Source organism: Lysinibacillus sp. NPDC093197 (assembly GCF_044754025.1).
GTDB lineage: Bacteria > Bacillota > Bacilli > Bacillales_A > Planococcaceae > Lysinibacillus.
On the sequence record NZ_JBIVOH010000011.1, the window covers coordinates 20,473 to 47,162 of the forward strand.

General features: G+C 38.0%; 19 protein-coding genes. 8 read left to right on the forward strand and 11 right to left on the reverse strand.

Annotation, left to right across the window (positions count from 1 at the left end; genetic code table 11):
• Window positions 1-58 precede the first annotated feature (58 nt).
• Entirely contained in the window at window positions 59-4,309 is a 4,251-nt protein-coding gene (locus ACIP9G_RS21015; RefSeq protein WP_401021985.1) for an S-layer homology domain-containing protein, read from the reverse strand.
• Between the two features lie 737 nt (window positions 4,310-5,046).
• Between ACIP9G_RS21015 and ACIP9G_RS21020 the strand changes: the two genes are divergently transcribed.
• Window positions 5,047-6,231 (forward strand): CaiB/BaiF CoA transferase family protein, encoded by a 1,185-nt coding sequence (locus tag ACIP9G_RS21020; RefSeq protein ID WP_401021988.1) that lies wholly within the window; start codon window positions 5,047-5,049, stop codon window positions 6,229-6,231.
• A 126-nt stretch (window positions 6,232-6,357) separates the two neighbouring features.
• On the opposite strand, the gene ACIP9G_RS21025 is transcribed toward ACIP9G_RS21020, so the two are convergent.
• The 3 genes from ACIP9G_RS21025 to ACIP9G_RS21035 form a co-directional block, all read right to left on the reverse strand.
• The gene (locus tag ACIP9G_RS21025) at window positions 6,358-7,839 is read right to left on the reverse strand and encodes a hypothetical protein (protein ID WP_401021990.1); all 1,482 of its coding nucleotides are present in this window, start codon (window positions 7,837-7,839) and stop codon (window positions 6,358-6,360) included.
• 448 nt (window positions 7,840-8,287) lie between these two features.
• A complete protein-coding gene (locus tag ACIP9G_RS21030; RefSeq protein ID WP_340821337.1) occupies window positions 8,288-8,842 on the reverse strand; it encodes an HPP family protein in 555 nt (184 codons plus the stop codon).
• A 222-nt stretch (window positions 8,843-9,064) separates the two neighbouring features.
• Complete coding sequence (locus ACIP9G_RS21035; protein ID WP_401021992.1) at window positions 9,065-10,426, reverse strand: acetamidase/formamidase family protein; 1,362 nt, start codon at window positions 10,424-10,426, stop codon at window positions 9,065-9,067.
• A 517-nt stretch (window positions 10,427-10,943) separates the two neighbouring features.
• On the opposite strand from ACIP9G_RS21035, the gene ACIP9G_RS21040 reads away from it, so the two are divergent.
• Both ACIP9G_RS21040 and ACIP9G_RS21045 read left to right on the forward strand, forming a co-directional pair.
• Window positions 10,944-11,666 carry a response regulator transcription factor gene (locus ACIP9G_RS21040; protein ID WP_401021995.1) on the forward strand — a complete coding sequence of 241 codons (723 nt, stop codon included), beginning with the start codon at window positions 10,944-10,946 and terminating at the stop codon, window positions 11,664-11,666.
• Window positions 11,663-13,054: a sensor histidine kinase gene (locus tag ACIP9G_RS21045; RefSeq protein WP_401021997.1), complete on the forward strand. Its 1,392-nt coding sequence runs from the start codon at window positions 11,663-11,665 to the stop codon at window positions 13,052-13,054. Before ACIP9G_RS21040 ends, ACIP9G_RS21045 begins: the two co-directional genes overlap by 4 nt.
• Before the next feature lie 42 nt (window positions 13,055-13,096).
• Here ACIP9G_RS21045 and ACIP9G_RS21050 read toward each other — a convergent pair whose 3' ends face one another.
• The 6 genes from ACIP9G_RS21050 to ACIP9G_RS21075 all read right to left on the reverse strand — a co-directional run bounded on the left by ACIP9G_RS21050 (window position 13,097) and on the right by ACIP9G_RS21075 (window position 18,957).
• Window positions 13,097-13,456 carry a YxeA family protein gene (locus ACIP9G_RS21050; RefSeq protein WP_340821341.1) on the reverse strand — a complete coding sequence of 120 codons (360 nt, stop codon included), beginning with the start codon at window positions 13,454-13,456 and terminating at the stop codon, window positions 13,097-13,099.
• Between the two features lies 1 nt (window position 13,457).
• Window positions 13,458-15,326 carry an FtsX-like permease family protein gene (locus ACIP9G_RS21055; RefSeq protein WP_401022001.1) on the reverse strand — a complete coding sequence of 623 codons (1,869 nt, stop codon included), beginning with the start codon at window positions 15,324-15,326 and terminating at the stop codon, window positions 13,458-13,460.
• On the reverse strand, window positions 15,313-16,080 hold the full coding sequence (locus ACIP9G_RS21060; RefSeq protein WP_401022003.1) for an ABC transporter ATP-binding protein: 768 nt from the start codon (window positions 16,078-16,080) through the stop codon (window positions 15,313-15,315). Before ACIP9G_RS21060 ends, ACIP9G_RS21055 begins: the two co-directional genes overlap by 14 nt.
• Window positions 16,081-16,467: 387 nt before the next feature.
• Complete coding sequence (locus ACIP9G_RS21065) at window positions 16,468-16,941, reverse strand: glutathione peroxidase (RefSeq protein WP_340821344.1); 474 nt, start codon at window positions 16,939-16,941, stop codon at window positions 16,468-16,470.
• 26 nt (window positions 16,942-16,967) lie between these two features.
• Window positions 16,968-18,302: an FAD-dependent oxidoreductase gene (locus ACIP9G_RS21070; RefSeq protein ID WP_340821345.1), complete on the reverse strand. Its 1,335-nt coding sequence runs from the start codon at window positions 18,300-18,302 to the stop codon at window positions 16,968-16,970.
• Window positions 18,303-18,669: 367 nt separating this feature from the next.
• Entirely contained in the window at window positions 18,670-18,957 is a 288-nt protein-coding gene (locus ACIP9G_RS21075) for a DUF6509 family protein (protein WP_340821346.1), read from the reverse strand.
• Between the two features lie 161 nt (window positions 18,958-19,118).
• Between ACIP9G_RS21075 and ACIP9G_RS21080 the strand changes: the two genes are divergently transcribed.
• On the forward strand, window positions 19,119-20,324 hold the full coding sequence (locus ACIP9G_RS21080) for an alanyl-tRNA editing protein (protein ID WP_401022008.1): 1,206 nt from the start codon (window positions 19,119-19,121) through the stop codon (window positions 20,322-20,324).
• 143 nt (window positions 20,325-20,467) lie between these two features.
• Here the strand turns inward: ACIP9G_RS21080 and ACIP9G_RS21085 are convergent, their stop codons facing one another.
• The gene (locus tag ACIP9G_RS21085) at window positions 20,468-22,480 is read right to left on the reverse strand and encodes a methyl-accepting chemotaxis protein (protein WP_401022011.1); all 2,013 of its coding nucleotides are present in this window, start codon (window positions 22,478-22,480) and stop codon (window positions 20,468-20,470) included.
• A gap of 310 nt (window positions 22,481-22,790) precedes the next feature.
• Between ACIP9G_RS21085 and ACIP9G_RS21090 the strand changes: the two genes are divergently transcribed.
• From ACIP9G_RS21090 to tatC, 4 genes are read left to right on the forward strand one after another with little or no spacing between them, the layout of a single operon-like run.
• Window positions 22,791-23,531 carry a gluconate 2-dehydrogenase subunit 3 family protein gene (locus ACIP9G_RS21090; protein ID WP_340821349.1) on the forward strand — a complete coding sequence of 247 codons (741 nt, stop codon included), beginning with the start codon at window positions 22,791-22,793 and terminating at the stop codon, window positions 23,529-23,531.
• 19 nt (window positions 23,532-23,550) lie between these two features.
• Window positions 23,551-25,263, forward strand: a complete 1,713-nt coding sequence (locus ACIP9G_RS21095) for a GMC family oxidoreductase (protein WP_340821350.1) — start codon at window positions 23,551-23,553, stop codon at window positions 25,261-25,263.
• A gap of 54 nt (window positions 25,264-25,317) precedes the next feature.
• The gene (tatA, locus tag ACIP9G_RS21100; protein WP_139860418.1) at window positions 25,318-25,521 is read left to right on the forward strand and encodes a twin-arginine translocase TatA/TatE family subunit; all 204 of its coding nucleotides are present in this window, start codon (window positions 25,318-25,320) and stop codon (window positions 25,519-25,521) included.
• Window positions 25,522-25,531: 10 nt separating this feature from the next.
• Window positions 25,532-26,371 carry a twin-arginine translocase subunit TatC gene (tatC, locus tag ACIP9G_RS21105; protein WP_401022016.1) on the forward strand — a complete coding sequence of 280 codons (840 nt, stop codon included), beginning with the start codon at window positions 25,532-25,534 and terminating at the stop codon, window positions 26,369-26,371.
• Window positions 26,372-26,690 lie beyond the last annotated feature (319 nt).

Genomic DNA, 26,690 nt, shown 5'->3' on the forward strand with positions numbered 1-26,690 from the left:
TTGTCCACATAAAAAGACACTAGCCATTATAAATAGCTAGTGTCTTTCTAATTTTGATTTATTGTGTTCTAGGCTGAATTAATACATAATTTAAAGCTGCTGGATCTGTTGAAGCTTTTGCGTACACAATATTTCCATACTTATCTTTCGTGAACAGATAAATTCGTTGATCTTTTTGGAATATATTTGTTGAAGTTGGATCACTACCTGTTTGGATCGCTGTAAAGGTCTTCGCAGAACTTGCATCTGCAGGTGCTGTAATCTTACCTTTACCGTAAGAAACAATCGCTCCACCAGGAATATACGTAAAGTTATTACTATCTGCATTGGCAATAATACTTTCAATATTATTAAGTGATAAATCATATCCGTCGTTCAATACTGCGTAGTAATAGTGCTGATCCCATGTAATATCAGCATTCAGATTCGCAACAACCTGAACCTTCTTAGAAATATTTAAATTGCTTGGGAATTGCGTATCTGGTAATAATGTCGCAGAAGTAATTGTATTTTCTTTTGTTGGATATTTGTACTCTGCTCTATCTTTACTAAATGTCCATCCGCCTTTATCTTTTGCGGTAGCATTTACGCTGATATCAAAGCTTTGTTTTACTTCATTAGCAAACTTGATAATTAGCTTACGAGATTCCCAATCCCTTGTGCCTGTAATATCAAGCCAGCTTGATGTGTAGGTTGGTGTAATAGCTGTTGTAGTACCTGGCTCAACTAATGTAAAGTCAAATCCTGTATCGATGGCCTCTGAAAATGTCACTTCAAATGTTTTACCATCAAGTCGTTTAAAGATTGGATCTTGAACTTTTGGCGGTGTTCCATCTGCAAAGAATGTGTATTTCATCACACCATTACCATCCCCACCATTAGGTAAGGCTATCGTTTTATTTTGCTTCTCATCAAATGTATAAACTTTTGATTCTGTCCCTTTTTGTAGCATCGTTACGTTATTATAACGATCCTTTACAGCAACATATAGCTCATACTGTTGATGTGGCGCAAGCGTTAAAGAAATCTCATTTGTATCTTTACGCATGCTGCTCGTAATTCCTTTAGCCATCACTTCTTCAGGAGTTGTTGGTCCAGGTGTTGAGTCGCCTACATTTCGAAGAACGTAGTAATACGAACCGTCCTCGTCTGACATAAATTTGAAGGTTGCTTTTCGATCCCCTTCTAATATTTTAATTGACGTATTGTCGATAACTGGTGGTGTACGGTCATCAATAACATGTTTTGTTTGAATATCCGAGACATTCCCTGAACGATCTCGCAATACCATATAAATTGAATAGCTCTTAAATGGATCTAAAGGTGGAATCGTATTAGGTAGCGGAATTGTCACCTTTTGTTTTCCTAACTGTGCTGGCTTATTACCGCCACTACCGATAATCGGTATATTCGTGCCTCCTACATTAAATTCTTTTGAATTTAATTGCACAGCTTCGATTAATCGTAAACGATCATCACGTGTTAAATTTAAATCTGATTCCATAATTAAATAATGATATGTTCCTGCTTTTGTTGCATTGAATTCGACAAGTGTCTGATCTTTAGCATTGTTAATAGCAGGTTCACCGATAATCGTTAAATATGGCCACTCACCATCTCTATGAATATACTCTGCTGTATTACGCGGAACGCTATTCACTGGTGCATTGTTAATATTCTCAAATTCATTATCAGCTAAATCTTTTACGTTTGGAGAAATCGTTACGACCAAGTTATCTCCATTAACAAAACCTGTTAAAGAAGGAATTGTGAAAGTTAATCTTTTTTGAGCTTTATTGTATACTACTTTTTCAGGGCGAATCGGTTTTTGTAAACCTTGGTTAACAATACCTGTCCCTGTCAGTTCATAGTTTTCCACTTTCTCAGCAGAAGTTAGATCTAGCTCTTCACTTACTGTTACATAAAATTCATTTTTAATTTCATCTTGTAAAACGAGTTCTCCGCCAACAATGTATGGAGGAATATTATCTAAAGCGCCTGTTTTGAACTCTTTAATCGCCTCTTTTGGAATTGGGTCAACTGAATAATTGCCTGACTCATCTTTCATTACTACATAAAGTTGATACGATTCTTCAGGGTCTAAACCCGTCAGTAATCCGTCAACTTTCAATTTACCAGCAACAGCCTTCCCCTTACCTGTTGGTTTAGCAACAATATCTGCTGTTGTTGGATCTGCGGCAGTTGTTTTTTTACGCACATAGTAGTAGTATTCTCCAGGTTCACTCGCTGTAAATGTAAATTCTGCACGTGTCCCACCATGTAGAGGGTTTACTGCTAGCGATTTTACGACTGGTGGTGATGAATCTTTCATTTGGAATGATTGCGATTTAATATCCGACGTATTTTTCGCTCCATCTACTACCATTACATAGACAACATATTCCTTTTTCTCGCCTAAATTAGTTACTTTAAACGTGTTTTTGCCATTGACGGCTGATGCCGTGCCACTTGCTACATTATCAGTAGATATACGATTGACCATCTCTCGTTTTGTTGGTGCTTCGGCATTTTTTTCACGAACGATATAGTAATACGTTCCCACTTTATCTGATGTAAAGTCTACTTGAACATCACTACCATTCAATACGCTTACATTTGTAATATCGATTAACGGCTTTGTTTTATCTGCTGGCTTTTGATTGTCAATATCATCTTTATCGATTGGTTTACCATCTGGGTCTGTAATATTTCCTATGTTATCTTTATCATCTAAGAAATCATCGAAAATATTATTTGGTCCTTCGTCTTTTGGAAGGATCACTTTGTCGATATATGTGTAGTCACCAATATCAATCCAGCCATATGCATTATCTACATAAAGCGTACCTACACGACCATCTATATAAAGTTCTAAATCGGTATAGCTATTGTAATTAATCCAGTCGATATTGCTCGTTCCATATATCGTTAGCTTTGTTTCTGTATCTAAATTCAGCGTACCGATATTGCCTTGAATCTCAAATTCACGTACATTTCCGATAATATCTACACGAGGTAGCTTTTTATTTGTTTCAATTTTTGTACCACTTTGAGACACAACTAGTCGTGATACAGTACTATTGTAAAATTCAATATGCTTTTCAACATTTTTCATCGTTACTTGATCTTTTGACCAGTTTTCAAAAGGTTTGTTTTTATCTGGATTTTGATTTGAATCCGTCCAGTTTTGAAGATCGCTCGATGAGTTACTATTTGATGAGCTTTCCCCTTCTTGCTTATCTGGATTAGACCAGTTGATAAATGAAAAATTATTGCTAGCTACACGGCCAAGTGCTAAAGGCTTATAGTAAGAAACATCTAAATGTAACGGTGGGCGTACCGTTTCGTTGACTAACATTGTGCCCGTTAATGTTACATTAGCAAATTCAATATAATTCCCATTTACAACGATTGTGCCACCAAAGGACTTATAGTCTCCATCAAACTGTAAAAATCGTGAACTCGTACCACTTGCATTCAACGTTAACTTTGCGACAGAATAAAGTGTTTTTCCTGAGAGGTCTCCCTCAATAAATGCACCTTTTAGTACATCTGCATTATATTCATTGAAAATATGTGAAAGGCTGTCTGGTACTGTATACGGTTCAGCATTTATGTAAACAATATCATCTTCAACACCAGTAATCTTATAAGTTGATGCATTGCTTTTTTTCTCTTGTGAACGAACTATAAAGGAAGCAATTTGTCCTCGTGTTACCGCATTGAATGGAGAGAATGTGACAGGTGTTGTTCCTTCTGTAATTTGTAAATCTACTAAAGTTTGAATATAGTAGGCATTACTCGTTTGGCTATTTACATCTTGGAAGCTATGATTAAAATTCGATGCTACTTCGAATTTAAAGCCAAGCACTAAAATTTTGGCTAACTGTCCTCGCGTAATAACTTCATTTGGCATGAATGAACCACTTGCATAACCAGACATAATCCCTGCATTTTGCAATGCTGCTACATACTTATAATATTCATTGCTCTTTGGAACGTCTTTGAAATATGGATCTTGTACATTTTTTAAATCTAGCTTTAAAACCGTTGCCAGCATTTTTGCTGCTTGACCACGCGTTACATTTTGATTTGGTCGAAACGTTTTATCTGCAAACCCACTAATTGCACCTTGAGAGTATAATTTTAAAATATTGTCATAGTGACTTGAATATTGATTAATATCTACAAATGGTGAAGTAGCTGCTGCTACTTTTTGTGGTGGTGATACGACAACAGCAATCCCGCTAGTAGCTAAAACAGTTGCAATAAGTGCTTTGTTCACTTTTTGGATTTTTGTTTTATCCATCTCACTCTTCCTTTCACATATAATTAATACGTAAAAATATCATTTTCATCATACCCTTTATATCGACAGGTAGATAGTGAACCTTCATAGTATTTCTAAAATAATGGAAGAAAGTCGGATACAAAATAAAAAAGCCAAGAAGCATCGGTGCTTTCTTGACTTTCCCAAAATATAGGCATACATCATATCATACTTGTTCTGTCATAAGGGAAAGGGGGATAACCTTAAGTCTTGCCAAGTTGATCGAGAGATGTGTCCCGAGTTTACGTATTATTTATATCAATAGCTTGCCCAAATTATCGTTCTATTATTCAAATACCCATAATCTTAAAAGGTAAACATATTTATGATTAGATTTTTTAATTTACGAAAGTTCTATCGGCGATTTATGGGCTCATGCAGGCGATTACGTAATTTTATCGGCGATTTCCTCGAGGTTATCGGCGATACACCCACTTCTATCGCCATTTCCATCATTAATACCCATCTAATTTCTAAATATTTTTCCTTTTATTGTTATTGCGACATATAATTTTCTGATAAATTAATTTATAATAAAAAATAACATAGGCAATTCAATGTATCTTCTGTTATAATACTGAATAAAATAAACACAATCTGTATTAATACAGAATTTTATAAAACACGCTTTTCGCACTATGGGGATAATGAGAAAAGCGCTACTAATGCTTCTTAAAAGACTGCATTGTAGCCTACACAAAAAGGGGTTGGAAGATTTGGGTATTTTAAAGGGGTTAAAAATTCTCGATTTTTCTGCATTACTACCAGGGCCTATGGCAACGATGATTTTTGCCGACCTAGGTGCGGAGGTCATCCATGTGGAATCCTCCAAACGCGTAGATTTAACGCGGATTATGCCTCCCTATGATGAAGATCATGAGGCATATATTCATCAGCACTTGAATCGTTCCAAAAAGTCACTTACATTAAATTTAAAATCGCCAGAGGCAGTAGAAATTGTCAAGTCACTTATACAAGATTACGACGTAATTATTGAAGGTTTTCGACCAGGGGTCATGCAACGACTCGGTATTGGCTACGAAGAGCTAAAAGAAGTAAATCCAAAACTGATATATTGTGCTATTACAGGCTATGGCCAAACTGGACCATATAGCAACCGACCCGGACATGATAATAATTATCTGGCACTAGCTGGTGTTCTCGACTATTCTCGTCATAAAGACAAAAAACCTGTCTCCATGGGGGTTCAGCTTGCAGATATTGCTGGTGGTACAATGCACGCTGCTATAGGGGTACTTGCTGCAGCACTACACCGAGAAAAAACAGGAGAAGGTCAGTATGTCGATATTAGCATGACCGATGCCGTTTTCTCACTTAATGCAATGTATGGCTCTGCCTATATTGGCGGTGGCCGTGTGCCTCAGCCTGAACAAGAAATTTTAAACGGTGGTAGCTACTATGATTTTTACAAAACGAAGGATGGACGATTTTTCTCAGTAGGCAGTCTAGAGCCACAGTTTCGTCGGCTACTATGTGAAGCTCTTGATATTCCAGAACTTATTGATAATACATTCAATGATTCATACTATACTCAAATTCGATTTAAAGAGGCAGTGCATGATGCCTTTTTATCGAAAACCTACAACGAATGGCTCGAAGTCTTTAACGAAAATTTCGAAGGTTGTGTCGAACCGGTGTTAACTTTTCCAGAAGCGTGCGAGCATCCGCAATTACAAGCTCGTGGGATGATTGTGGAGATTCCGAAAAATGATGGTACAACGCAAAAACAAATTGCATCTGCCTTTAAATTTGATGGAGCCAATCCAACGTACAAGCATGTTGGCGCAAAGCTAGGCGAGCATAACGAAGAAGTATTGTCAGCACTTGGCTATAGTTCGGAACAAATCATTGCATTTCAAGAAAAAGGGGTTTTAGAATAATAAAGAGCAGGTGACAGGCACTCAAACAATTCTGAAATCAACAGTAATAGTCATCAATATTTATTTTTAAAGCAAGAGTGTCCCATGAAGTCATTTTTTGACTTCATGGGACACTCTTTTTATCTGTTATACATACGCACTAATAAATACTCGTAATTTTTCGAAGTGGTCTTCAATGAGTAAATATTTTTTATAGACCTCTATTAATTTCTCAAATAGCTCATACTGCTCAGTGACAAATAGGATTTTTAAAATATTGATCATATGCATGGAAGCGCTCTTTGCTACTAAAAAATAAGGAGCATCCGGCTGGCGATAATGTTGGCGCCATTCTTCCACTGACAGACCAATATGCTGTAACGAATTGTTTACTTGAAGCGCTATATCTTGCTGCATCGATGCCTCAATGGCAATTAATTGCTCATTACTGTAGTTTTGCTGTACTAATGCGGCATTTATTTTTTTATTGGATGCGAGGCCATGTTCCTTTAAGAGCACTAACCCCTCTTGGTAACGTTCCAATCTGACATAAGTATCTAGTAATACTGCATACAGATTTTCTAAATAATTCAAATTATAATTTTTTATTATTGCAGGCGGTGTTGGTTTTCGATTTGGGAGTAAGTCCTTGTACTCCAACAAAATCTCTATGGCATAATTATTAAGTCGTTCATCTTCCAATAAATATTCACCATAATTAAGTACATTTTCATAATCGCGTTCTTGATGAGCTATATGCAATAAAATATATGCAATCAAAACCTTTTCTTTCTCGGTTAAGGCATACATAGAGTAACGCCAATCAGCCTCAAAGGAAGTAATCAATTCTTTAATGCATTGATACTGCCCCTCTGACAAACGGTAGTGTGTGACAATTTGATATAGACGAAGCTGTTTTTTCGCTAAACAAGACAAATTGCATTTATCCACATAAGTTATACACTTATCCAGAGTTTTTCTGTACTTATGCACAAAGTTATCCACATGTGCATAAGTAATTGTTGACGATTGTTCAAAATGACCCATTATTTCATGGATAAATGTGAATTGTTCTAAAGGTTTGTGGATAAGCAGTGAATAAACTTTTTTCATAAAAAGCCAGTGCCAAAACAAAGCCTCTTCTTCATAAATCATATGCACAAAATAGTCATCTTCAAATTTATATAAATATATAGTTTGTAAATCATTTTCAGGTAACTCGACCTGCCATCGCTTTCCGAACACAAGCCAAACTAACCGCTCCAAATCCATTGTATGCTGGGCAAAAAGCTGCTCAAAAAAAGCTTGCTTCCCTTTTTGGGTATAAAAAAAAGCATTAAGTCGGTCATTCACATATTTTGTATCTAGGCCATGCTTGTTGAAAAAAAGTTGCAACTCCGTAGATACACGTCCCCAATATTTTCGAGCTGTCGAAAAGGCAATGTTCATCGCCGCCTCTTTATTTACTAAAAATAATTGCGGTGATAATGCCGTACCTAATATTTTGGGATCAACTTGTGGAGTGACCTCGGCCTCGGCCTCCGCCCATTTTGAAAGTAATTTTTCAGCGCCATTTTCACCACTTTGTCTATATGTTATGAATAATTGCTCATCACAGTCCAGCAGCATACAACCAGAGCCCCCTATCAATTTCACGCAACAAAGATCTTCCCCTATCATGCAAAAATATGTTTCTCAAATATTTCAACACTCTTTCTCCAATATAACAAATCCTATCCAACATATGCTAAAAATTTCCGAATATGCACAAATAAAAGAGCTAAAGTGTTCATCCAAAACACTTTAGCTCTACTTAGAGCAACATTGAAATTTTCACGAAGCTCGTTAAATTTTAAACAAAAACAAACGAGCTCATCTGATAGTTGCCCTTAAGTTGGTAGCCCAGTGCATTGTCTCAGATGGCTCTTTGCCCGACGTTAATCTATGTCAGCGTCATACTCATTTACATACTTAAGTATCCACTGTTCTCAAGAACAGCTAACATTACCAATACAGTAGACGGACCAAAAACTAAATAGTTACACGAAATTGTGCAAAATTTTATTTTTTTAACGGCTCACCAAAATTGTGGGTATTTTCTAGTCTGTCGTAAATTATTTATTAGTAATCCAAAGATGACAATAATTACTGCACCAATTAATACCGGCATTAATAAATAGCCCCAGCTATAGCCGCCTAAAATAATGATAATCGGATTCGCTCCCGCTGGTGGATGGATCACACCAAAAAGTGCCATGAAAAAAATCGTTAAACCGACACCAAGGCTGATTGAAAAGACGCTTGATCCTAATAATGAATACATTAGCAAACCGATAAAGGCTGAAATCAAATGTCCTCCGATAATATTACGGGGTTGCGACAATGGCGCATTCCATACAACAAATACGAGTACACAACTACCCCCAAGTGATGCCATTAACCAAGGTGCCCCTGTATAGTTTGTTAAACAAAGCAATACAAAGATACAAAGTAAGCCACCAACTGCACCTGTTATTGCATCGGCAAAATTAGTTCTTGAAGGAGCATGTCCCCCTCCACTCATCTTAGCTATGTATGCTTTTAGTCGATGATTTTTTGCTTCTTTTTCTTGCAAACGTATGAAATCTGCCATATTCACCATCCTTGTAATCAAAAGTTAAAATTATATCAAACGTAATTATATATAGAGAGATTTAGAAGCTTTTACTATTATATCAGCTAACAACGAGAATTCAATTTTACTTTATATTTTTACAATGATGAGAAGTTACAACAGCAAAGCACGAGACCAATGTACTCTTTCATTACATTGGCTCGTGCCTTGTTTTCTTGATTTGTAGATATATACTAAATTTTAATCGTACTGCTTTTTAATAGGTTTATAAATTCGTGCTTTTTTTAGCACAGTCTTTGGAACTTGGAAAGTTGCAGTAACGACACCAGGATGGCGGCCGATTTCAATGGATCCTGTAATTGTTGCGCGATTCATTACTTCTGGCTCACTCATCTCAAATAGTTTTGCTGCTCGACTAATTGCATTATCTGTCGCCTCATTTAATGTTGTACCTGTACCTACTACAGACACAGGGAACGCCTCTTCTACTTGTTTCACACCAAATTCCTCTGCTAGTTCGCGAGCTCGGCGTTTTTCTTCCTTAGAAAAAGGTTTTGCTGTATATGGCAAATCCTCTTCATTTGGTAACAAAATAGGACCTTCAAGTGCTACTTTTTTCAAAACACTTACCTGCAGTTGTACAATTCCTGCGACATCTGTTGTATGCCCAGCAATTTCTCCGTCTCCCTGCATCGCATGCATATCGCCAATATACACACCACCGCCAGGTACCTTTACAGGACAAATAATTGTAGCACCTTCGCGAACACGGCTAATATCCATATGTCCATCTGTACGATGTGTGTCTAGCTCAGCTTCTGTAAATGCATATTCATGTGGCGCTCCAATTAAAAACGAACCAAAATCACCTGCATTATGTGAATCTGGCATTGCCTTCGAAGGCGTCGTTCCAAGCTGACCTAAAAAAGGTCGTATTCTTGCCATTACACCAATTAAATCGCTCGGTGCCAAAGCTACTACCGGATTTTGCACTGAATTTTCAGGTGTGCGCATATAATTTTTTGCTTCTAACGCAATACGTCGAGCACCTTCGCGTCCAACCGTTAAACCGATATTACCTTTTTGGTCTAGTGCCATTGTATAACCATTTGTCATTTTAAAAGGCGCGGTTTCTGTATCACATGTGGAACAGCGTATTGCTTGCGGTCCTATACCAGTCACCACTGTACTTGGATGTAGTTTGCCACAGCCAGGGCATTTAACTGATACGAATGGATCTCCGATGAAGCGGTCAGGTATTGCCTCATCATGCCCAGATGCCGTCGCGAGAGATGTGACCTGAATGGATTTGATTGTAATAACAATGGCATCACCTACTTCAGCACCTTCTACAAAAACGGGCTTCGTTACTTCGTGTCCACCACGAATTGTTGGCGTTAGCATTGGTCCCCAACATCCAGGCGTTGTATTGGCGATAATTGTGCCTCCATTTTTGACAGGGCCAAGCATTTTTTGCTGTGGATCTAAAATACCATCTATGAACTCATTCACAAACAATGTTTCCACTGCTTCGAGCTGCTGTACACTTTCTTCATTTTCTGGTTGTTTAGCTTTTTCATGCATTTGTAATTCCGTAATCATGTTTTTCCACTCTCCCAATCCAAAAAATATTTTATGTATCTACACAAGTGTAAAAGAGAGCTCTCCACTCATGAGCAGAGAGCCATTATTAATAATTTATTCATGTACAAATCTAAAATATGTGTAAATTTTTGCATCATAATGAAGCCATCTCTATAGCTTATCTTCATTTTGCTTTGCATTTACGAACAACTTGGTAATCGATGTCGATTGAAAGCTACACATCACCGCTTATAAAATTAATTTCGACATAGAGGTCATTAGTTCCTGCTATTTCGAGTAAAACCTTGCCAATTTTACACAATGCATAGCGTTACTGTCGGAGCAAATGTTTTTTAGCTTATTTTCTCCATCGAGTGCAGGCTTTTTGGCGCTACCGTCGTTTGCAAGAGATAACTCAATATACACAATTGCTGTTCCTCATTCATCGTGCTTCGTCTTTTCCATTACTTTCATTTATAATAAGGCTGATAAATAAGAAATGACTGCCAACCTTAAAGGAAAGGGCGTATGAACTTTGACAGAACCAACTATTTTAATCGTAGAAGATGAAGCTGATTTAGCCAATTTGCTAAAAGTTAGTCTTCAAAAAGAGGGCTATAAGCTTATCCATACATCAGACTCTATTGAAAAAGCTTGGGCGAGCTTTCAACAGATAAAACCCGATATCGTGCTACTTGATGTTATGCTTCCAGACGGTGAAGGCTATGATTTATGCCGACGTATTCGTGAAGTATCACATATTCCAGTTCTCTTCTTGTCAGCTAAAGATGAGGAAATAGATAAAATTTTAGGGCTCGCCATTGGCGGAGACGATTATATTACCAAGCCTTTTAGCCCTAAAGAAGTTGCCTATCGTGTAAAGGCGCATCTGCGTCGTGCTGGCTATCAAATACAGGAAGCACCTACAACTACCACAATGAAGACGATACAAGTTGGACCATTTGTGCTCAATAGCGATGAAACCGAAGTACATAAAGATGGTACTTTATTAGAGTTAACAGCTAAGGAGATTGGATTGATGGCTTGCTTTATGCATAATCCAAACCGTATTTTAAGTAAGGAGACATTATTCGAGCGTGTCTGGAGTGAGGATTTTTTTGGTTCAGACAATACGGTCATGGTGCATATTCGTCGTCTTCGTGAAAAGATTGAACATGACCCATCTAAACCTATTTATATTACAACGGTCAAAGGGCTAGGTTATAAATTGGTCGTGCCAAAAGAGCCACAAACATGAAATGGCGATTAACTGCTCGTTTTTTACTATCCATATTGTCTATTGTAGTCATTGTAATTTTCGTCAATACTGCCATTTTTATTGGGTTAATGGTGTATCAGCAATTCAACAAATTTAATGATGCTACTGCAGATACAGAGGAAATCTTTGTGCGTGAATTTCAGCAGTATATTGACGTAAACAGTGGTCAATCTTCCGTACGTAAGGAAGGGCTACAACAATTACATCAAAGAAATGCTTGGATTCAATTGCTTGATGCAAATGGACAAGTTATCGATGCTTATTTCGCACCTGAAAACGCACTTTCCCATTATGCACCCATTGATTTAATTCAAGTTTACAAATATGAGGAATACGAAGCTGGTACAACGGTTTATGTAGGAAGTAAAGATAACATTAGCTATTTAATTGGCATTAAAGGTAGTGGCGTTTCAAGGTTAGTAGTTCACCTTTCGGCCGCATCTATACTACAACTTATCGGAAAGTATGGATTGCTAATCGTTATTGCGGATTTACTAGTCGCGACACTTGTCGGTTGGCTATTTGGTCGTACATTAACGAAGCCTCTTTACGCAATGATAGAACGTATTCAGCATTTAAAAAATCATAAACACATGCCAATAAAAGTACCAAAGGGTCTCTATCGACCTGTTTTTGAAAATTTAAGTGAAGTATCAAGCGAGTTGGCCGCTCACGAGCAAGAACGCAAACGACTAGAGATGATGCGTGAGGAGTGGATTAGCAATGTTTCACACGATATGAAGACGCCACTTGCCTCCATTCGTGGTTATGCAGAGTTACTAAATGAGCGGGGCTTATCACTAAATGAGCAAACCGAATACGCACAAATTATTGAAAAGCAGTCATTGCATATGCAAGATTTACTCGATGATTTAAATTTAACAATGCGACTAAGACACCAGCAGCTTCCACTGACTTTAACTGAGGTGAATATCGTCCAGTTTATGCGTGAAATTGTCATCGACACACTAAATACGCCACCTTATGAACAAGCAAATATTGATTTTGATGCAACTGCAGATGTCATTGTCCATTCAATTGACGAGCATTTTATGCGCCGTGCTGTTGTGAACTTTTTATATAATGCAATACTTCATAATCCTCCTGACGTATGTGTTCACGTATTAGTAGATGCTAACACCATCACAATAGCTGATAATGGTCATGGTATAAGCGCTGAAGACCTTACGCATATTTTTGAGCGTTACTACCGCGGAACAAATACTGAGCAAAAGCAGGGTACTGGGCTTGGTACAGCTATTGCGCGAGATATTATTGAAGCTCACGGAGGAACGGTATCCATCACATCTGAAGAACAAAAAGGAACAACTGTCACTATCCAATTGCTTAAAGTGAGCGAAAAATAAAGAGGAGCGGTCCATTTATTATGGACTGCTCCTCTTATATTTTTATTTCATTTGTGCTTGTACCTTTGCAGGCATTTCATCAAATTGTATTTCATTATAAGACGTTACTTCGTTTTCTTTTTTCACATAAAGCTTTAAATATGCATCTAGGCGTAAATTTTTTTGAGCAGAAAATTTCAACGTCATTTCTTCACCGTTTTCTTTAAATGCCGGTAGCTCATACCAATACGTTTGGATAATTTGCCCATCATCTGCCTTGTATTCCTCAACTTCCCCATCGGCAGTTATATGCACATAGTAAGTGTCTTTATTTAAACGATTAAAATCTACTGTCATGAGTACGCCAAGACCTGCTACAAACAATATAAACAATGCTCCAATACTTATAAACACCTTTTTCATATTAATTCCCCTGTCTCACAATTTTATAAAACGACCGTACAGTAAAGAGATAATACAAGCCGTAAATGACTGAATATGCAACCATCCATAATATAACGGGCTTCGTTATATCCATATTAAATAATTGTGAAAATGCTAGAAGCGCGAAAGCACTGTGTGCGATGCCGACAACAAGAGGTGCACTAAATATGACCGCAACCTGTCCTGCAACTGTCTTCAATATTTGCCTGCTATTCACACCAATTTTATTTAATACGGCATACTTCGCCTGATCTTCTTCTGCTTCTGTTAACACTTTAAAATAAATAATACTTCCCGTAGCTGCTAAAAATACTAATCCTAAAAAGCTTCCTACAAACAGTAATGAACCTACAGTACCTAGGCTATCCTCATAGCTTTGAGGAACACTTGAAAACCATTCTTGTTGCTCAGTAGATAGCTGCTCATATATTTGTTTAGATACATTTTGCTGCTTTAAATCATTGTCCATGCCAACAGCCTGCATTGTCACACCTTCCGCATTTGTCGCATCAAATGCTTGATCGTTTACGACAAGCACCGTGCCAGCTGGAATAAAGTTTAGCACACTATCTGTATACATTTTGTCGATATGAAAAGATTCCCCGCTCTGCAATTTAAATTTTTCACCCGTAAAGTCATGTGAAAAACGTTCATCAAAGTTAACATCTAGTAGTACAGCTGAACCGTCTGCAATATGCAGTTCACGATTTGTCCCTTGTAATATGGCTAAACGATTGTAATCAGATTCCTTCAATAATGTATATTCAAAAAAAGCAAATTCATTATCGACGCGCAAATATTTTGCATGAATTGATTCATTGTACAATACGTTCTGTTGGTCAAATTCAACAGCTTCACCTTTCCACATAAATGTGTTTGGTAGCACGTGGCGCACCGTTGCTTCTGTATTGTAGTACAAGCCAAATACGCCACCACCGGCAGTAATCGTTGTTGCGCTTAAAATCGCGATGATGGACAACGATTTGGCATTTGCTCGTATTCGATATAATAGCTGCGAAACGCCAATTAAATTCAAACCTCTCCAAGACCAAGATGTTGCCTTTTTCAAAGCTGTCAGTACGAAAACGCTCACGCTATGGAACAGTAGATATGTCCCCGCTATTGTTGCACCTATTACTAAAAGTGGTGTCCCTATGATTGTAAACAGCTTCCAAATAGGACTTGTGAAAATATTAGAAGACGCTGTGTAATAGCCAAATGCAATAAGTGCTGTCCCTACAATTGCCACTAAAAACGATGCACGTGGAATTTTCTCCCCCTGTTTCTCTGCATGGAACAAATCAATCAATTTAAATTGATAAATAACACGGTAGCCCTGTAAAGATGTAAATAGGAATAGGATGGCAAAGATGCCTGCTGTTTGAAGCACTGCTTCAGGGGTGAATGTTAAATTTGCCACGACTTGATAGCCCATCAGTCGTACTAAAATTGTTAATAACACCTTCGACATAAAAAAGCCTATTACTATACCTAAAGCGAGTGATACGAGCCCAATAACTAAATTCTCGAAAAAGAGCATTAGACCTATTTTTTGTTTACGTACTCCTAGTAGCGAGTAGAGTGCTACTTCTTTTTTTCTCTTCTTCATAAAAAACGAATTAGAATACGCGATAAATATTACTATGAAAAATAATAGTACAATTGACGATGCACTCATTAGTCCTTTAATTTGCTGCGACATACCTGTTGAGCCTGCAAGATCGTCATTGTATTTTAACGTGACAAATGTAAAGTAAATCACAATGCTAAATACCATTGAGGCGATGTATAAAAAATAATTCGACAAATTACGCTGAATATTTTTACGCGCCAAACTAAATAACGTCATTTACTCCACCTCCGATGCCTGCAAGCACCTGTAATATTTCCTGGAAAAACTGCTTTCTCGTCTGTACCCCACGATGAATTTCCTTGGAAAGCTTGCCGTCTTGAATAAAGAGAATACGCTGACAGAAACTTGCTGCAAATGCATCATGCGTGACCATCATAATCGTTGCGGCATGAGATTGATTCAAATCACTTAAACTTTCCAATAAATCTGTTGCAGATTTTGAATCGAGTGCGCCTGTTGGCTCATCCGCAAAAATAAGCTTCGGCGCTGTTACCAACGCACGTGATGATGCTGTTCTTTGCTTTTGACCACCTGAAATTTGATAAGGGTATTTATCTAGTAGATCACTAATGCCAAACAACTGTGCAATACGCTCTACTCTTAGAGCAATTTCCTTCTGTGGCACCTTCGCAATGGCAAGTGGTAGTACTATATTTTCGCGAACTGTTAATGAATCAAGCAAATTATAATCTTGGAAGATAAAGCCTAAGTTATCACGACGAAAATCTGCTAACTGTGTATCTTTCATATGTGCTAAATTTGTATTTCCTATTACAATATCGCCTGTTGTTGGCGTATCAATTGTCGCTAAAACATTTAAGAGCGTCGATTTCCCTGCTCCTGAAGGCCCCATTACACCGACAAATTCACCTTGTTCTACCTCGAATGTTATATTTTCAAGCGCTGTAAATGTATTCGCGCCTTTGCCGTATGTTTTTCTTACATTTTGTACCTTTAATAATGGCGTCATATACGCTCACCTCTTTCTGTTTACAGTATACGACCCCAAACTTACAGCAAAATTGTCGCAAGCTTACAACAACCTTAAATCAAAAAAAGCATGCACTTCATGTGCATGCTTCAAACTAGACAAAAGGTATCAAAAAGTTTTGCTTAATACCTTTTGTCGTTTTGATTTTATTGGTTTTGGATGGTGTAATATGCGAAGTCTATACCAACTTATTCAGTTGATTGGAGCGGAGGGCGGGTGACTCCAGCGGGAACAGCACAGCACGTAAGACGCAACAAACCGCGCGTTAGCGAGGGTTGCGGCTTACGGTGTGCCCGCGGAAAGCGCCCGCCCGTAGCGGAAATCAACGGCGACAGTAGTCATCTATTATATTTTCCCCTTCGTGCTCTAAGCTAGTACGTTTTTAATATCTTCCTCAATGCTACTTGGTTTATCAGCAGAGCCGTATCGTTTGATAATTTCTCCATTGCGATCTACTAAAAACTTTGTAAAGTTCCATTTCACACTACTACCAAGGAAGCCTTTAGAATGCGTCGTTAAATAGTTAAAAACAGGATGTGCCTCTTTGCCATTCACCTTCACCATTTCATGCATTGGGAACGTTACACCATATGTTAAACGACATTGTGATGCAGCTTCTTCCGCAGTTTCTACCTCTTGCTTAAACTGGTTTGATGGGAAGCCGAGCACAACTAGTCCTTCATCATGATATTTTTTATAGAGCTCTTCTAACTCCTCAAACTGCGGTGTAAAACCACATTTCGTTGCGGTATTGACAATTAACAATGCCTTGCCTTTATAACGCTCTAAGCTATATTCTGTTCCATCCTCTAAAGCTACATTAATATCATAAATATTCATTTTTATTCCCCCTGTTTGTCATTATATTATAGACGTGCATTTACTCTTGCAGCTTGCTGTAATGGATCCCACACGCCATTGAAAGGTGGCGCATAGGCTAAATCTAAATCGAGTAAATCAGGTAATGTCATCTTATTGTATAAAGCTGTAGCAAAGACATCAATGCGTTTATCCACACCAGCAGGTCCAACAATTTGTGCACCTAAAAGTTGCTGATCTCTCTTTCGCACAACAATTTTAATAAACATCCGCTGGGCCCCTGGATAATAACCTGCAATATGACGTGCAGAAATTTTATATGCCTCATACTCAAATCCAAGTTCTTTTGCAGTTCGCTCATTAATGCCTGTCGTGGCGATTGTTAAATCAAAAAATTTCAGTATTGAGGTGCCGACAATACCACGAAACGGTGCAAATTTCCCAGACATATTAAGCCCTGCTAAGCGCCCTTGCTTATTGGCCGTCGTTCCAAGTGGTACATAATCTAAGCGTTCTTTAACGATATGAAAGTGAGTTGCACAATCGCCAGCAGCGTATATATTTTCAACGGATGTCTCTAGATGACGATTAACGACGATGGCACCATTTTTAGCTAGTACAATATTTGTTCCATCTAAAAATTGCGTATTCGGTTTAATACCTGAAGCTACGATAACTAAATCAGTATCTAACGTACCTTTATCTGTTTTGATTCGTTCAACACGTGTAGTGCCTTCAAACGCTTCGGCATTTGTATTTAATAGTAGCTCAATGCCTTGCTTTTTTGCCTCTTCATGAACATGCTTAACTAGCTCTTCATCTAAAATATTGGCGACTTGATTGCCTCGCTGTATAAGTCGTACTTTCTTATTACATGCCCGAATTGTTTCCGCCATTTCAAGTCCGATATAGCCCCCACCGAGAATAGTGACCTGCTCTATATTTGGTGTTAAATCTGCAAGTAAATCTTCTAATTCAGGTATTGTTTTAACTTTATGAATACCTGCTAAGTCAGCACCTTTTTGCACAGGGATAATTGGATCTGCTCCTGTAGCAATAAGAAGTTTATCGTATGCAATCTCGAATGGTTCACCTGAAGCTTGTGTACCCACAACAAGCTGGTTTTCCACATCGATATGCTCGACCTCATGTCCAACTCGCGCATCAATCCCATATTTATCACGGAATGTTTCAACATCTCGCGCAATGAGGCGCTTTGTTGATGAAATCCGCCCATCTACTACATAAGGCAATCCACATTGTCCATATGAATATATAAATCCACGCTCTAAAGAGGTAATTTCTGCCCCTGGTACATTCCTATAAATCTCCATAGCGGCGGACATTCCTGCCGCATCTCCCCCAATGATTACGAATTTCATCCTACAAGCCCCCTTTTTCTTATTACCACTTAATCTCAGTATTCATAACTATGTAGTTGACGTTTTCCGACACTTACATAGCAAATAGTACCTCTCACATAGAATATAAAATTGTCATAACGCTTCTTTGCTTTATAGCCATTGATATGCACTGTAAATCAAGCGATAAAAACCTATTACTTTGCAACTCAATAAATCAATGTTATCAAAAAGCTAATTATAAATGCACGTTTCCAGTACTACCTTTTTTTAAAAGGTCATGAGTGCTATGAGAGGAACAAATGAATCAACTTTTTGCACAGGTTATTTCCCTTCTACAAAAAACAGGTAAAGAAAAACAATTGTTTTCCTTTACCTGTTTAAGTACTTATGCTTTTGCTATTTCTTCTTTGCAGAACGTTAAAATCTCTTCTAACTCTTCATCTTCAAGCGCAAAGTCTAAATACTCTCCCTTTGCCTTTTCCATAATGAAGTAATTTAAAATAAAGGGCGCACCTTCTTTTTCGCCAATTAAAACACGGATTTCAATACCCGCTTCATGGTACAGCTCATCCTCTTCATCAATATCTACATCTAAAATAAACTCATAGCGCTTACCTTCAATAATATTCGTAGGATCTAAAATTTCTTCCATTGAAAATTGTGTAATATCCATTTATACTAGCTCCTTTATCTTTACCTATTCTTTTCTATAATAAATCAATTTCAGCATGGGTCAACTAGAAAACCTGTATACACCTACAAGCAATTATGCCACAATAAAGTAAAACTTTTAGCAATGCAAGTTAAATCAAATTACATAAAGGGGGCTTTTTAATGAAAGAGATACTATATTATCAAGACACTATGCTACGTGAATTTACAGCAACAGTTGTACGTACTGGCATTGAGGATGATGGACGTCAGTACGTTGTGCTTTCTAACACTGCCTTTTATCCTACAGGTGGTGGTCAGCCACATGATACGGGAACGATAAACAATACTAACGTAATTGATGTTGAAAAAGTTGATGATGAGATACGTCATTATATCGAGAGTGATGCTTCTGCTTTATCTGGTGAAGTGCATGGTAAATTGAACTGGGAGCGCAGATTCGACCATATGCAACAGCACGCTGGACAGCACATTTTAACAGCAGCATTTGTTGAACTTTTTGATGCACAAACAGTAAGCTTTCACCTCGGTAGTGAACAGGTAACTATTGATATTGCTGTCGACACCCTATCAAGCGAACAGCTTGCGGCGGCTGAAGCTCGAGCAAATGATATTATTTTAGAAAATCGTCCAATTGAAACAAAATGGATTACAGATCAAGAGCTTGATAACTACAACTTGCGTAAAGAGGTAGCAGTCACAGGAGATATTCGTTTAGTCATTATTCCTGATTTTGACTACAATGGCTGTGGTGGAACACATCCGACATCAACAGGGCAAGTCAGCGCTATTAAAATTTTAAGTACCGAAAAAATGAAGGGCAATGTGCGTGTGTCCTTTGTATGTGGTCAGCGAGTTTTAGCAGAGCTAGCGATGAGGAAAACTGTACTTGCCGATGTTGCGAGACAATTAAGTGTACCTGAAACCGAAGCAGCTACTGCGCTTGCAAAACTACTAGCAACTCAAAAAACGACAGAAAAGGCACTTGTAGCGGCAAAGGAAGAATTGCTTGCCTTTGAAGCGAAAACGTTGGCATCTAGTGACAACAATATTATTTCTGCTTCCTTTAATGATCGCTCGATACAAGAGCTTCAAAAATTGGCTCGTTTTATAGTAGCTGAACGTTCGGATGCAATCGCACTACTCGTTTCAGAAAATGAAGACAAGCTACAGTTTGTTGCGACGCGTGGTGCCCAAGTACAAACAAGCATGAAAGACCTTGCTGCAAAAGTTTTGCCATTCATTAATGGTAAAGGTGGCGGCAGTGATCAAATGGTGCAAGGCGGCGGTGAGCGCATAATTTCCCGCGAGCAACTGCTCACTGCTATGCAAGAAGCACTAAAGTGCCAGACACCTAAACAATTCTGAATCCTTTCTTCTGCGGGAAAATACAATACGTGCCGTTGAGTGGAAAATATCCGCCTCTACAGAAAACAACGGCATAAAAAAAGTGTTAGATTGATTGCAATCAATCTAACACTTTTCTCTTTTGTTTTGGGCGCTTACTTATTTTAAAATTTAAATTTTTGGATTGCTCCATGTAGGCGATTTGCCATTTCAGACATTTTTACAGTTTGATCGTTCATCGTCTCCACAGTTTTCATTTGCTCAGATGTTGCATTTTTCACTTCAGATACATAATCACTTGCAGCATGTGCTGTTGCCGCCATTTCTTCCATTGAAGCTGAAACCTCTTCCGTATTGGCTGACATTTGCTCTGCCGAAGCATTCATTTCCTCAATTTGACCTGCTATTTCACCAACAGCATGTACGATTTCTTCAAAGCGCTCTCCTACTGCCTCTATAGCTACTAACCCTCGGGCTACATTCACTTCGCCACTCTCTGCTGCTTTCACGACCTCTAATGTGTAAGCTTGTACTCTATCAATTAATACATTAATCTGCGCGGCAGACCCCGCTGTTTGCTCCGAAAGTTTTCTTACTTCCTCCGCTACCACCGCAAAGCCTTTACCTGCATCCCCTGCTCGTGCAGCTTCAATTGAGGCATTAAGGGCAAGTAAGTTTGTTTGATCTGAAATATCAGTAATCATTTTAGAAATCAGTTCTATTTCTTTTGATTCTTGTTCTAACTTACGGATAATGTCGAGCTCTACAGCTGTTCCTCGTTGTATTTCATCCATACGTGTAATAGATTGTTTAACGGCTCCATTACTTTCACTTATTTTCTCGGAAATAAAATCAGTATTAGATGCTATCGTCGAAGCGACTTCTGCCATATTTTGAATACCTAATGCCATTTGCTCCATAGCTGATGCACCTTCTTCAGCCATTGCCGTTTGACTTTGTGCTCCACGGTCTACCTCACCTATTGCACCTGCAATTTGCTTAGAATGCTTTGTCACATCAAGCACATCACCCATTAATTCACAAGATGCCTCATTTACCGTCGTTGCTTCCTTACCAACCTGTGATATCATCTCTCGCATATTGTCTGCCATTCTATTTAATGCACGCGCAAGAGTACCCATTTCATCAATACGCTTCAAATATTTATCAGGTATTTCTTGTGTAAAATCTCCTTCAGATAACCCTTCACTAATACGAAGCACATGACGCAGCGGTCTACTTACAGATCGCGAAATCGCAAACGAAATCAACAATCCCAATATCGAAACAATAATAGTCATGATAATGAAGTTTGTTTTCAATTGTGAAAGCCCTGAAAGCATTTCATCTTCTAATGCGACTACCCCCATCTTCCAACCATTATCTAATGTGTGGTACCCCATTAAATTTTTGCCATCTCCCTTTGTATCGAAGGCAAAATATCCATTTGAATTATTAATCATTTCTTGTGCTGCTAATGATTCACCTGTCATTTCACCAGATTTTTCAGCGGCAGCAATTGCGTTGACCTGCTCTTTTACAAGTGCGTGATTTTTATGCCCAATAACAGTACCTTTAGCGTCCAACATTAAGGCATAACCATTTTTTCCAACTTTAATGTCCTCTACAATGTTGGATAAATAATAACCATCTATTCGTGCTAATAATAATGCTTTTTCCCCTGTTACTGTATCAATAGGTGCGACAATTAAAATAACTGGCTCATTTGTTACACGACTTATCGTGATTTCCGACATAACTGTCTTGCCAGTGAAACCTTCTTTTACATATTCACGATCACCTAAATCAGCTGTTGTATTATCTAAATAATGAGCTATTCCATCTGACGTAATAATACCAAAGCCCAAATAATTTTTACTATCCTTAAAACGTTTCGTTAAATATGTCTTTTGCTCCTCAAAGTCCATATTACGGATAGCTGCTTGCTCCGCAATGGCTTCTACCTCTACTAATGCTAGTTGGAAGTGTTCTTCTATGTATTTTGATACATCTTCTGCCCTAGATATTAAATTTTCTCGGACCTGTTCCTCAACTGCTTTTGTACTATTCCACCATGTAGAAAATCCAAGCGTACCACATGTCACAAATACTAAAGCGATAATTGCTACAACTAATTTACCACCAATACCTTTAATCCACATATTTAATTTGCTCATTTCTCCAATATTTTGTTTAAAATTTTGTAACTTTTTGCCCTTCTCCTTCAGAGTAAGGTCACGAAAACTAGAAGTCAATAAAACTTTTCCATTAACAATAAAAATTGTTTAAATTTGTATTTTTCATCATAATCATAGTGCTTATAGTCTAATACATTTTATCCACACTCTTTCTAAATTGTTATTTAATAGTCTATTTCGTTGGGTAAAATTTAAACTTTTTCCATGGCAAATTGATTATAATTTGGTTTTTTTGCTGATTATAAAAGATAGAACACAATCTATTTACTTCTTGGAGGGGAGGATTTTTATGAGTACAGATAATAATGTCTCACGTCGTGATTTTTTAAAAACAACAGGTATTGCAGCTGGTACATTAGTCGGTGGTGGATTAATAGGTGGTCTTGTTGGCTATAACATTAACGGTAAAGGTACTTCTACATTAGAGCATGGCAACGGAACTACAAATGAAGCTGCTGCACCTAAAGCTAAAATGTTTTTCATGAACGACCGCGATTTTACTATTTTATCGAATGCTACTGAACGCATTTTCCCTAAAGATGATTTAGGTCCAGGTGCGATTGATTTAGATGTTCCTTACTTTATTGATCATCAGTTAGCTGGACAATATGGCAGTAACTCTAAGGAATATATGCATGGTCCTTTTGGGGAGGGTGCCCCAACACAAGGTTATCAAAGTCGTTTAACTCGTGCAGAAATTTTCAAACAAGGCGTTACTTTAATGGAGACAGAAGCTCAAAGTCGCTTTAAAAAACCTTTTAACGAATTAGAGGGCAAGCAAATGGATGAAATATTAACAGCCTTTCAAAAGGGTGAAGTCCAAATGTATGGCGTAACATCAGCTTTCTTCTTCACCTTATTACGTGCTGCTACTTTAGAGGGGGCATATTCAGATCCTTTATATGGCGGAAACCGTAACATGGAAGGATGGCGCATGAAGAACTTCCCTGGTCATCAGATGGCGTATATCACAATGATTGAAGATCCTAAGTTCCAAAAAATTGAACCAAATCAATTAGGCAACCATTAATTTAAGGGGGGTTTTATAAATGGCAACAACATTACCAAGTGTAGACGTTGTAACAGTAGGTGTAGGGTGGACAGGTGGCATTGTCGCTGCTGAGTGCTCGAAAGCTGGATTAAAGGTAGTTGGTTTAGAACGAGGTCAGAAGCGTGGCACGGAGGATTTTTTAAATATTCATGACGAATATCGCTATGCAATTCGCTATGATTTAATGCAAAATCTGTCAAAGGAAACAGTTTCTTTCCGTAATAATCGTAAGATGCAGGCTTTACCTATGCGTCAACTTGGGTCCTTTTTATTAGGTGAGGGGCTTGGGGGATCTGGAACGCACTGGAACGGCATGACCTACCGATTTTTGCCATACGACTTTCAAATTAAAACGCTGACAGATGAACGTTATGGTGCTAACAAATTAGGTCCAGATTATTTAATACAGGATTGGGCATTAAATTACGATCAATTAGAGCCTTATTTTGATAAATTTGAAAAAACAACTGGAATTTCAGGCGATGATAAAAATCCATTTGCAGGGAAACGTTCAAGTGCTTATCCAACGCCTGCTATGAAAATGACGCCTATGCTACAACAATTTGAGAAAGCAACAAAAAATCTAAAATTATCACCTTATATGGTCCCTTCTGCTAACATATCAGAAGTCTATAAAAATCCAGACGGTGAAACAATTAATGCTTGTCAATATTGTGGCTTCTGTGAGCGTTTCGGTTGTGAATATGGCGCAAAATCTTCCGCGGAAATTACAGTAATACCTACTGCTTTAAAAACTGGAAATTTTGATCTACGTTACAATTCAAACGTTGTAGAAATTTTAAAACAAGGCAACAAAGCGACTGGCGTAAGATATATCGACACGATATCTGGGGAGGAATTTATTCAACCTGCGAATATTGTCGTATTAACAAGCTATGTCTTTAACAATGCCAAACTACTAATGGTTTCTAACATAGGTCAACTGTATGATCCAACAACAGGCAAGGGAACGTTAGGTCGAAATTATTGCTATCAAATTTTACCTGGTGCTACAGGATTCTTTGATGACCAATACAACACATTTATGGGTGCAGGTTCTCTCGGTATGAGTATTGATGATTACAATGGGGATAACTTTGACCATAGTGAGTTAGATTTTATCCATGGTGGTAATATCGCACTCACTCAAACAGGTGCACGCCCTATTGGATCGAATCCAACACCTCCGGATACGCCTACATGGGGACCGGAATTTAAAAAGCAGTCTATTCATTACTATACACGTTCATTCGGTATTGGTGCGCAGGGGGCATCTATGCCGCATAAAGAAAATTTCCTGTCACTTGATTCCAATTATAAAGATGCGTATGGTTTACCTCTTTTACAATTAACATACAATTTCACTGATCAGGATCGAGCGCTCCATAAATTTGTTTCTGCTCGTGCTGCTGACATTATGAAAGAAATGGGCGCAAAAACTATTGTACCAAATGCGGAAATTACAGATTACAACATTGTACCTTATCAAACGACACACAATACTGGTGGTACAGTAATGAGCACAACACCTGATAAGGGCGTTGTGAACAACTATCTACAACATTGGGACGTAGAAAATCTTTTCGCTTTAAGTTCTGGAAGCTTTGCTCACAATAGTGGCTATAATCCAACAGGTACCCTTGGCGCATTAGCTTATCGCTGTGCAGAAGGTATTTTGAAATATAGCAAATCAGGTGGTTCTTTAGTGTAAGGTTTGTCATTTTAAATGCACCAAAAAAATTATATTTAATAGGAGGATGACGCCATGGGCGGTCTTGGAGCAATTGGAGTTCCTGGTTTAATTATTATTTTAGTTATTGTACTAATCGTTTTTGGTCCAAAAAAATTACCAGAAATCGGTGGTGCAGTTGGAAAGACGTTCGCAGAGTTTAAAAAGTCAACAAAAGGGTTAATGGATGACGACGAAGAACCTGCGAAAAAAATAGAAAAAAAATCTGACGTTTCGTAGGAGGTTTCCTATGGATCCTTATGAAGAAAAAAATTATTTAAGTCCACTTGATAAAAAGGAAGAGGAGCCTCCACCATTGCGGGAGGCTCTTGTTGAAATTACTCACAATGATATTGAACAATCAGTAGTTGAGGATAAACCGATTTTCCCTTTAGATTCAATACTCGAGCATATTGCAGAGCTAAGGAAACAAATCATAAAAGGACTTGTCGTCTTTATTTTATTTTTTATTGTTGCATTCTCTACCATTAATATTTGGTTTCCGTATGTTACGCGTGGTCATTCACTCATTATTTTAGGACCACTAGAGGTCGTTAAGTTTTACATGACGATTTCCACGGCTTTAGCATTTGGTCTATCTATGCCTTTTCTCGTTCACTTTCTTTGGAGCTTTGTAAAACCTGGCTTAAAGGAAGAGGAAAGTCGCTTTCTCGGACTCTACGCGCCAGTTATGTTTATGCTCTTTTTATTAGGTGTAGCATTCGGCTATTTTGTTGTTAATCCACTTAGCTATTCATTTTTAGTAAGCTTAGGTGCGACGAATTTTGATGTAATGGTTTCTGCCAGTGAATATATGCATTTTTTAATTATGACAACAGTACCACTTGGATTATTATTTGAGTTGCCCATCGTTGCGCTCTTTTTATCGTCCATTGGTGTACTAACGGCTGAATCCATGAAAAAAATACGCGGCTGGTCCTATATTGCAATGGGCGTTGGCTCAGCAGTCATTACCCCACCTGATTTTATTAGTCAGTTACTCGTATTAATCCCGATGATTATTTTATACGAAATCAGTATTCATCTTGTTAGACGTACGGAACGTAAACAACTAGAAAGCACTGCTTAGCTAAGACGCAATGATTGGAGAGTCTACTGCTGTTGTTTTCTGCTGTGGGCGGACGCTTTCCGCTCCAATCAACTAAAGTAAATTGTTTGAGTGCCTGGCACTGTGCATGTATACATGCATAGTCGGCTCCTAGAATTGTAAAATTCCACTTCGCTTTCCGCGGGCACGACGTAAGCCGCAGGAGTCTTCGTGGATTTTTCCTGGGATAGTCTTAAAATTCATGAGATGCAAGGTAAATTGTTTGCGTGCCTGGCACCGTCCTTCGGCACCGGCCCTCCGCTCCAATCAACTGAATAATATTTGCATAAAAAAATGACAA